At 76.3% G+C, this 6906-nt stretch carries 7 protein-coding genes; 4 read left to right on the top strand and 3 right to left on the bottom strand.

Annotated elements, in window-relative coordinates; translation table 11 throughout:
- Window positions 1-4 precede the first annotated feature (4 nt).
- The 4 genes from CNO22_RS24515 (at window position 5) to CNO22_RS24500 (ending at window position 3374) form a co-directional block, all read left to right on the top strand.
- Window positions 5-421, top strand: coding sequence for a YkvA family protein (locus tag CNO22_RS24515; RefSeq protein ID WP_100501868.1), 417 nt, complete (start codon window positions 5-7; stop codon window positions 419-421).
- Window positions 422-529: 108 nt separating this feature from the next.
- On the top strand, window positions 530-1276 hold the full coding sequence (locus CNO22_RS24510) for an HpcH/HpaI aldolase family protein (RefSeq protein ID WP_100501867.1): 747 nt from the start codon (window positions 530-532) through the stop codon (window positions 1274-1276).
- A gap of 171 nt (window positions 1277-1447) precedes the next feature.
- A complete protein-coding gene (serA, locus tag CNO22_RS24505; protein ID WP_100501866.1) occupies window positions 1448-2656 on the top strand; it encodes a phosphoglycerate dehydrogenase in 1209 nt (402 codons plus the stop codon).
- Between the two features lie 82 nt (window positions 2657-2738).
- The gene (locus CNO22_RS24500; protein WP_157937104.1) at window positions 2739-3374 is read left to right on the top strand and encodes a TetR/AcrR family transcriptional regulator; all 636 of its coding nucleotides are present in this window, start codon (window positions 2739-2741) and stop codon (window positions 3372-3374) included.
- Between the two features lie 117 nt (window positions 3375-3491).
- Here CNO22_RS24500 and CNO22_RS24495 read toward each other — a convergent pair whose 3' ends face one another.
- From CNO22_RS24495 to CNO22_RS24485, 3 genes are all read right to left on the bottom strand, one after another.
- A complete protein-coding gene (locus CNO22_RS24495; RefSeq protein ID WP_100501864.1) occupies window positions 3492-4838 on the bottom strand; it encodes a glutamine synthetase family protein in 1347 nt (448 codons plus the stop codon).
- On the bottom strand, window positions 4835-6598 hold the full coding sequence (locus CNO22_RS24490; protein WP_100501863.1) for an IucA/IucC family protein: 1764 nt from the start codon (window positions 6596-6598) through the stop codon (window positions 4835-4837). Before CNO22_RS24490 ends, CNO22_RS24495 begins: the two co-directional genes overlap by 4 nt.
- Window positions 6582-6906 (bottom strand): hypothetical protein (locus tag CNO22_RS24485; RefSeq protein WP_232807326.1); only part of this gene is annotated, 325 nt, incomplete at its 5' end. The genes CNO22_RS24485 and CNO22_RS24490, both read right to left, overlap by 17 nt.

Below are 6906 nucleotides of genomic sequence, written 5' to 3'. Positions count from 1 at the left end.
AGATGTGTATAAGGGACATAGCTGGGCGTGGTCGCTGGTCGGGGTGCTGGGGGGCCTGCTGCTGTGCTGGCTGGTGCTGATGGCGGTGTTGTGGGTGACCCGCCCGGACGAGCTGCGACTGCGGGAGTTGCTGCGGCTGCTGCCCGACGTGCTCCGGCTCGTGCGCCGGCTGGCCGGCGACGGCACGCTGCCGCGCGGCGTCCGGGTGCGGCTGTGGCTGCTGCTGGCCTACCTGGCCATGCCGATCGACCTCGTGCCCGACTTCGTGCCCGTGCTCGGCCACGCCGACGACGCGATCGTGGTCGCCCTGGTGCTGCGCTCGGTGGTCCGCCGCGCCGGCCCGGCAGCGATCGACCGGCACTGGCCGGGCACACCCGACGGCCTGGCCGCGCTGCGCCGGGCGAGCCGGCTGCCCGTGTAGGTGTGCCCTCGCCCGCGCCACCCGGTCGCGCGCCCGGGCCCCAGAGCAGGATCTCCCCGGCGGGGTACCGGGCGGTGTCCGACGCCGGCGAGAGGGGGAGGGCCCGGGATGGCGATCAGCGAGGCCGACCTGCGGCGGAGGTGGTCCGCCGGGCAGCCGTGTCACGGCCTGTGGAGCCTGCTGCCCGGTGCCGTGACCGGTGAGGTGCTGGCGCGGACGGGCCCGGACTTCGTCGTCGTCGACCTGCAGCACGGCGCCACCGCCGAGGCCGGGCTGCCCGGCGTGGCGGCGGCGGTCACCGCGGCGGGCTCGGTGCCGCTCGTCCGGACCCGCAGCCCCGCCTTCGCCGACGTCGGCCGTCCGCTGGACCTGGGCGCCCGCGGCGTTCTCGTGCCCAACGTGCGCGACGCCGACCACCCCCGGGAGGTCGTCGCCGCCTGCCGGTACGCCCCGGCCGGGAGGCGGTCGATCGGACGCCTCTCCGGCGGGGCCGAGCAGCCCCTGGTGGTCGTGATGGTCGAGTCCGCGACCGCGCTGGACGACCTCGACGCCGTCCTCGCCGTCGAGGGGCTCGACGGCGTGTACGTCGGTCCGGGCGACCTGTCCCTGGCGCTGGGGCTGACCGGCGAGGACCACCGTGAGGAGCTGCGCGGCGTGCTGTCCTCGATCGTCGCCCGGGCCGTCGCCGCCGGGGTGCCCGTCGGCGTCCACGCGTACAGCGGGGAGCAGGCCGCCGACTACGCCGCCGAGGGGGCGACGATCGTCACGGTCGCCGTCGACGCCGCCGCGCTGGGCGAGGTCCTGACGCACCACCTCGGCGCCGCCCGGGCCCGGTCGGGGCCGGAGCCGCGGTGACCGGTCGCGAGGCCCGTCCGGCCCGCCGGGATACTCGTCTGGTCCACCATTCCGGACCGGTGCACGCCCGCGCCTCGACCTGACCGGCACGTGCGTCGTCCGCCGTGCCCGCCGGGGGACCGAGGCTGTCGGCGGGTGTCGGCGGTCCCGCGGTCGAGGAGGCCCCTGCACGTGCCGAGAGCCCTGCTCCTGGAAAACATCGACCCGGTGGCGGCCGACCTGCTCGGCTCGGCCGGTTACGAGGTCGAGTCGCTGCGGGGAGCGCTGGACGAGGCCGACCTGGTCGCCGCGCTCGACGGCGTCGAGGTGCTGGGCATCCGGTCCAAGACCCAGGTGACCGGCGAGGTCCTGCGCCGTCGTCCCGGCCTGGCCGCGGTCGGGGCCTTCTGCATCGGCACCAACCAGATCGACCTGGCCGCGGCCGCCACGGCCGGGGTGGCGGTGTTCAACGCGCCGTACTCCAACACCCGCAGCGTGGTGGAGATGGCGATCGCGGAGATCATCTGCCTGGCCCGGCGGCTGGTCGACCGGGACCGCGCGCTGCACGCCGGGACCTGGGACAAGTCGGCGGCCGGCAGCCACGAGGTCCGCGGGCGGACCCTGGGCATCGTCGGCTACGGCAACATCGGCAGCCAGCTGTCGGTGCTGGCCGAGGCGCTGGGCATGCGGGTGCTGTTCTACGACCTGGAGGACAAGCTCGCGCTGGGCAACGCGCAGGCCTGCGGCAGCCTGGAGGAGCTGCTCGAGCGCGCGGAGACCGTGACGCTGCACGTCGACGGGCGGGCGGGCAACGCGGGGCTGTTCGGCGCCGAGCAGTTCGCCCGGATGCGCCGGCGCAGCCTGTTCCTCAACCTCTCCCGCGGGTTCGTCGTCGACCACGAGGCGCTGCGCGACCACATCCTCAGCGGCCACATCGCCGGTGCGGCGGTCGACGTGTTCCCCGACGAGCCGCGCGAGCAGGGCGACGCGTTCGGCTCGGTGCTGCGCGGGCTGCCCAACGTCATCCTCACGCCGCACGTGGGCGGGTCGACCCAGGAGGCCCAGCACGACATCGGGCGGTTCGTCGCCGGCAAGCTGGTCGACTACACCCGCACCGGGACGACGACGCTGAGCGTCAACCTGCCCACCGTGGCCCTGCACGGCTCCTCGGCGGCCCGGTTCGCGCTGCTGCACCGCAACGTGCCCGGCGTCCTGGCGCGCGTCGACGCACTGGTCGGCGAGCACGGCCTCAACGTGGACGGCCAGGTGCTGGCCACCCGCGGCGAGCTGGGGTACGCGGTCACCGACGTCAGCGCGGCGCTGCCCCCGGACCTGCTGGCCGCGCTCGAGGCGCTCCCGGAGAGCGTCCGCCTGACGACCTTCGGGCACCGGGCCGGCTGACCCCACGGCCGGCGTCCGCCGGGGCGGTGACCTCCCGCGGGGAGGTCGAGCCGGGTCGGTCGGCGGTGGGTACGGTCCGTCCGTGACCAGCGACGAGCGTCGTGAGGGAGCGGTGCGCCACCCGGGTGGTCGGCGCCGGGACCCGTCCCTGGACGAGGTGATCCGACGGACGACCCTCCAGGTCATCGAGGACATGGGCTACCACCGGATGACCATGGACGTCGTCGCCGGCACCGCCGGGGTCGGCAAGGCCACGATCTACCGGCGCTGGCGCAGCAAGGAGGAGCTGTTGGTCAGTCTCATCGAGGACGCCAGCCAGGACCTCCTCGCGGTGCCGGACACCGGCTCCCTCCGCAGCGACCTGCACCTGCTGCTGAGGGCGCTGGTGGAGGTGCTGAACAGTGCCGGTGGGCGGGCCAGCCGTGCCCTGCTGGGTGTGCTGCCGAGCGAGCCGGCATTGGCCGCGGCGTACGAGCGCGGCCCGCTCGCCCGGTGGCGGGCGGCGTTCGCCGAGGTGTTCGATCGGGCGGTCGCCCGCGGCGAGGTGGCGCCCGGCGCCGGGGCGTCCCTGGGCGCCGAGGCCGGGCCGGGCGTGCTGATCCAGCGGTGGCTGTTCACCACCCGGGCCCTCGATGCGGCCGAGGTGGACGCGGTGGTCGACGGCGTGATGATGCCCCTGCTGGAACGTTCGCCGGGGAGCGTCCCGGACCCCTCGTGAGCCGACCCGCGCCGGGCCGGGCCGAGCGCCGCGGACACTCCCGCTCGCAGACGGCCGGGGCGAGGGCGTGGTCGTGCGGGACGTGTCGCAGCGGGTCCGGGAGCGTGATCGCCCCCGTCACCGGCGTTCGAAGCCGCGGGCCCGTTCCCAGTCGGTGACGGTCCGCGAGTACGCGGCCCACTCGGCGCGGGCGGCGGCCACGAGGGCGTCGACGACGCCGTCGCCGAGGCCCTTGCGGGCGACCTCGCTGCCGTCGAGGAGGTCGGCGGCCTCGGCCAGGGAGGTCGGCAGCGTCGGCGCTCCCGGACCGGGCGCGCCCCGCACCGGGTCGGCCAGCGGCAGGTCGCCCTCGATGCCGTGCCGGGCGGCGAGGAGCACGGCGGCCAGGGCCAGGTGGGGGTCGGCGTCACCGCCCGGGACGCGGTGCTCGATGCGCAGCGACGGGCCCGAGCCGACCAGACGCAGCGCGGCCAGCCGGTTGTCCGGTCCCCACGCCACCGAGGTGGGCGCGAAGGCCCCCGGGCTCAACCGCTTGTAGGCGTTGACCGTCGGGGCGAACAGCAGGGTCAGTTCGCGCAGGCAGGCGAGCTGGCCGGCGAGGACGCGGCGCAGCAGCGGGGACTCCCCGTGCGCGCCGTCCCCGGCGAGCACCGGCGTGCCGTCGAGGCCCCGGAGGCTGACGTGCAGGTGACAGGAGTTGCCCTCGGCGGCGTCGTACTTGGGCATGAAGGTCAGCGCCATGCCCTCCTGCGCGGCGATCTGCTTGGCCGCCGTCTTGTAGAACGCGGCCGCGTCGGCGGCGGCCAGGGCCTCGTCGTACCGGAAGACGATCTCGTACTGGCCGGGCGCGCACTCGCCCCGTGCCGACTCCAGCCGCAGCCCGGCGGCGACGGTCTCCCGGCGCAGCCGGCGGGTGAGCGCGTCCATGCGCTCCAGCCCGACCAGGGCGTAGTCGACGCCGCTGCGGGTGGCGGGGGTGAGCCGGGACCACCCGGCCGCCTCGGCGGCCGCGTAGGACTCGGTGAAGACCCGGAACTCCAGCTCCACCCCGGCCAGGGGGACGAGCCCGTGCGCGGCCAGCGCCTCGACCTGCGTCCGCAGCACCTGCCGGGGCGCGACCTGGACCGGGCTGCCGTCGGGATGGCGGGCATCGGCGAGCACCAGGACGGTGCCGGGGTCCCAGGGCAGCGGCCGCAGGGTGGCCAGGTCCGGGACGAGGACCATGTCGCCGTAGCCGGTGCCCTCGGGGTCGAGCTCGGCCGAGGGGGCGGTGACGGCCATGTCGACGTCCGTGGTCAGCAGGTAGGTGCAGGCGCCGAACCCGTCGGTCACCGTGCTGTCCAGGAAGTGCCGGGCCGACAGCCGGGTGCCCTGCAGCCGGCCGGCGAGGTCGGGCAGCGCCAGGACGACCTCGTCGACCCGCCCGGCGTCGACCTGGGCGCGCAGCTCCTCGAGGGTGGTCACGCCGGGACCTCCGCGGGGACGGCGGCCAGCGGGTTGGGCGCGAAGCCGTGGACGACGTCGGGAGCGGCGTCGCGGTCGGCGCGGTCGTGGAACCCGCCGCCGGTCAGGTGCTCCCGGTTGAGCGCGACCCGCTCGACCTCGGGGACGAGCAGGCCCAGGGCGTCGAAGGCCTCGGCGAGGTCGGGGTGACCCGCCCGCCAGGCCAGCAGGGTGTCCCGCACGAGCGCCCAGAAGGCGTCCTCCGGGACGCCCAGGTGGTCCTCCGCGACGCCGGCGAGGAAGCGGAAGTGCCCGGCGAGGACGGCGCTGGTGATGCTGTGCGCCATCTCCTGCGCCGGCCAGCGCACCAGCACCCGGTCGGCCCGCTCGGACAGCCCCGGGTAGTCGCGGCCGGGCAGCAGCGTGACGTCCTCGGCGAAGTCCTTGACCAGCACCCGCACCGGCACGTCGCCGGTGTCGTAGACGACCACGGTGTTCTCCCCGTGTGGGCAGAACGCCACGCCGTGGCGGGTGAGGCAGAGCAGCAGCCCCGGTAGCAGCGCCTCGCACAGCCGGGCCAGCCAGTCCCGCGGGGTCAGGCCGGAGCGGGCGACGAGCTCGGTCAGGACGGCCCGCCCCGCGGGGTCGACGTGCAGCAGGGCCGCGAGCGACCGCGCCCGTTCCCCCGGCCGCAGGTGGGCGGCGACCGGCTCGCGCCACACCGCGCCGAGCAGCTCCCGGTAGCGGTAGGGCACGTCGTCGACCTCGTCGTACAGGTCGTGGGACACGACCACGCTGGCGACCTCGCCGAGCAGCCCCAGCCCGGTGGCCCGCAGCTCGGGGTCCCCGGCCGGGAGGCTCGCCAGCCAGGCGCTGACGTCGGGGGCGGCCGCGGTCGCGCGGGTCCCGAGCCCGCGCCACACCAGGGTGTTGCGCATCAGCAGCGGCGTCTTGACGTCCCGGTGGCCGGGGGCCACCAGCGTGCGCACCGACTGCACCGGCCGGTAGTCCGCCGGCCCCTCGCCCAGCGGCACCAGCCGCCGGTCGGCCAGGTACCGGGCGAACAGGGTGCGCACGACGGTCTCGTCCTGGAAGGGGTGCACGGGCAGCCAGACGTAGGCGGCCGGGTCGGCGACGCGGCCGGCGAGCGCGGCGGCGAACGCCTGCCGGGTCGCCGGGTCGAGCTCCTCGGCGAGCAGCCGCGCCTGGTCGAGCCCGGGCACGGCCTGGAAGCCGGCGACCGAGCGGTGCGCGGCGTACCACCGCAGCCGGACGGTGCTGCGCGACTCGGGTGCGTACCGGTCGAGGTCGGCGGCGTCGAACCCCAGCCGGCCCTTGTTGAGCACCAGCACCGGGTGACCGGTCAGGTGCTGCTCGAGCTCGGCGTAGGGCAGGTCGGCCAGCGCCGCGGCCGGCCGGCCCTCGGCCAGCAGCCGGGCCTCGGCGGCGTGCGTCGCGGTCAGCTCGCGCACCACCTCGGCGGTGGTCGGACCGTCGAGGCCGAGCACCGGGCGGGCGTCGAGCACGAACCGCACCGGGTCCAGCGCCGGCCGGTCGCCGCGCAGCACGCTGCCGGGGTCGATCCGCCAGGTGCCGAAGCCGCCCCGGCGGCCGCGGAAGCGGTGGACCGGCGCTCCGGGGAGCTCCAGCCGCCACCTGCCCGGTCCGTCGGGGACGGGGGTGAGCAGCTGCTCGTAGGACAGCTCGGCCAGCGCCTTGGCCACCAGGCGCCGGCCGGCGTCCTGCCAGGTCGGGTCGGCGACGTCAGCGGGCGGGTTCATCCAGGACCTCCGGGACGGGGACGAGATCGGGTGCGACGGGAGCGGGGGAGGGGGCGGCGTCCCGCAGGAGCGTGGACACCAGGGCGGCCGCCGCCATCAGGACCGCGGCGGCGGCCAGGGGTGCCGGGAGCGCGACCGCCGCCGTGGCGGTGGCCAGCAGCGGTGCGGCCAGCAGGGCGCCCGAGCGGGCGGTCTCCACGGCGGTGAAGCCGGGCCCGTCGGTGCCGACGGCGGCGAACACCCGCAGGTCGACGGCGACCACCAGGAGCCCCAGGCCCAGGCCCAGCACCTGTGTCGTATACACATCT

This window comes from Geodermatophilus chilensis (assembly GCF_002802985.1).
Classification (GTDB): domain Bacteria; phylum Actinomycetota; class Actinomycetes; order Mycobacteriales; family Geodermatophilaceae; genus Geodermatophilus; species Geodermatophilus chilensis.
The sequence above is the reverse complement of the archived record's forward strand: the minus strand, read 5'-3'. Positions and strand labels throughout refer to the sequence as shown.

Bases quoted from the DNA above. Each gene is read 5' to 3' on its own strand.
- CNO22_RS24510 (WP_100501867.1), top strand. From the start codon at position 530: ATGGCGATCAGCGAGGCCGACCTGCGGCGGAGGTGGTCCGCCGGGCAG.
- CNO22_RS24490 (WP_100501863.1), bottom strand. From the start codon at position 6,598: ATGAACCCGCCCGCTGACGTCGCCGACCCGACCTGGCAGGACGCCGGC.